This window comes from Streptomyces muensis, assembly GCF_021474425.1.
Lineage (GTDB): Bacteria > Actinomycetota > Actinomycetes > Streptomycetales > Streptomycetaceae > Streptomyces > Streptomyces muensis.
The window spans coordinates 1-1,759 of sequence record NZ_JAKEIP010000545.1 but is presented as its reverse complement, the minus strand read 5'-3'; the positions used below and the strand labels follow the sequence as shown (position 1 = coordinate 1,759).

Genomic DNA, 1,759 nt, shown 5'->3' with positions numbered 1-1,759 from the left:
GCCCTCCACACACCGCCCACCACGGCTCCGGCCCCACCCCCCGAAACCGACCTCGCGGCCCTCGCCGCCCGGCACGGGCTCGCGGTCAGTGGTGCCCGCCCCTCCCTGCCCCAGTACGTTCGCGAGCTGTGGGCGCGCCGGCATTTCATCGGGGCGTTCTCCACGGCCAAGCTCACGGCCCAGTACAGCCAGGCGAAGCTCGGTCAGGTCTGGCAGGTGCTGACGCCGTTGCTGAACGCGGCGGTGTACTACTTCATCTTCGGCAAGCTGATGGGCACCAGCCGCGGCGTACCGGACTACATCCCGTTCCTGGTGACGGGCGTGTTCGTGTGGACGTTCACCCAGACCTCGATCATGGCGGGCACCCGCGCGATCTCCGGCAATCTCGGCCTCGTACGCGCCCTGCACTTCCCGCGGGCCGCGCTGCCGATCTCGTTCGCGTTGCAGCAACTCCAGCAGCTGCTGTTCTCGATGGCGGCCCTGGTCGTGATCCTGCTCTGTCTGGGCATGCCGATCACCGCCTCCTGGGCGCTGACGATCCCGGCGCTGGTGCTGCAGTCCGTCTTCAACGCCGGCGTCGCGATGGTGATGGCCCGGATGGGCGCGAAGACGCCGGACATCGCGCAGTTGATGCCGTTCGTGCTGCGTACGTGGATGTACGCGTCGGGCGTGATGTTCAGCATCAGCCACATGATGGCCAAGCACACCGACACGCCGTCCTGGGTGACGTCGGCGCTCCAGGCCAACCCGGCCGCCGTGTACATCGACCTGATGCGCTTCGCGCTCATCGACAGCTTCCGAGGCGACCAGCTTCCGCCGCACGTGTGGGCCATCGCGACGGGCTGGGCCCTGCTCGCCGGAGTCGGCGGCTTCATCTACTTCTGGAAGGCTGAGGAGACGTACGGCCGTGGCTGACAACACCCGCGAGAGCATCCCCACCGTCATCGCCGACGGCGTCGACATCGTCTACCGCGTCAACGGCACGGGCGCCGGCCGCGGCTCGGCCACCGCCGCCCTCAACCGCATCCTGCGTCGCAAGCAGACCGAGAAGGCGGCGGGCGTGCGCAAGGTGCACGCGGTCAAGAAGGTGTCGTTCGTCGCCTACAAGGGCGAGGCCATCGGCCTGATCGGCACCAACGGCTCCGGCAAGTCGACCCTGCTCAAGGCGGTCGCGGGTCTGCTCCCGGTCGAGAACGGCCGTATCTACACCGACGGCCAGCCCTCCCTCCTCGGCGTGAACGCGGCCCTGATGAACGACCTCACCGGTGAGCGCAACGTCCACCTCGGTGGCCTCGCGATGGGCATGTCCCGCGAGCAGGTCAAGGACCGCTACCAGGAGATCGTCGACTTCTCCGGCATCAACGAGAAGGGCGACTTCATCACCCTCCCCATGCGCACGTACTCCTCCGGCATGGCGGCCCGCCTGCGCTTCTCCATCGCCGCGGCCAAGGACCACGACGTGCTGCTCATCGACGAGGCCCTCGCCACCGGTGACCGTTCGTTCCAGAAGCGCTCCGAGGCCCGGATCCGCGAGCTGCGCAAGCACGCGGGCACGGTGTTCCTGGTCAGCCACAACAACAAGTCGATCCGCGACACCTGCGACCGCGTCCTGTGGCTGGAGCGCGGCGAGCTGCTGATGGACGGGCCGACGAGCGAGGTCCTGAAGGAGTACGAGGCCTTCACGGGCGACAAGAGCGACAAGCCCGCGGCCAGGCCGAGCCCGAAGCCCCAACCCAAGCCCGCCCCCGCACCTCTTTCC

The 1,759-nt window shown here is 68.4% G+C and carries 2 protein-coding genes; both read left to right on the top strand.

The window, feature by feature from the left end; genetic code table 11:
- On the top strand, positions 1-915 hold a 915-nt coding region (locus L0P92_RS44195), incomplete at its 5' end, for an ABC transporter permease (protein WP_234768774.1).
- Positions 908-1,759: ABC transporter ATP-binding protein (locus L0P92_RS44190; protein WP_234768773.1), on the top strand; the 852-nt coding region annotated here is incomplete at its 3' end. The genes L0P92_RS44195 and L0P92_RS44190, both read left to right, overlap by 8 nt.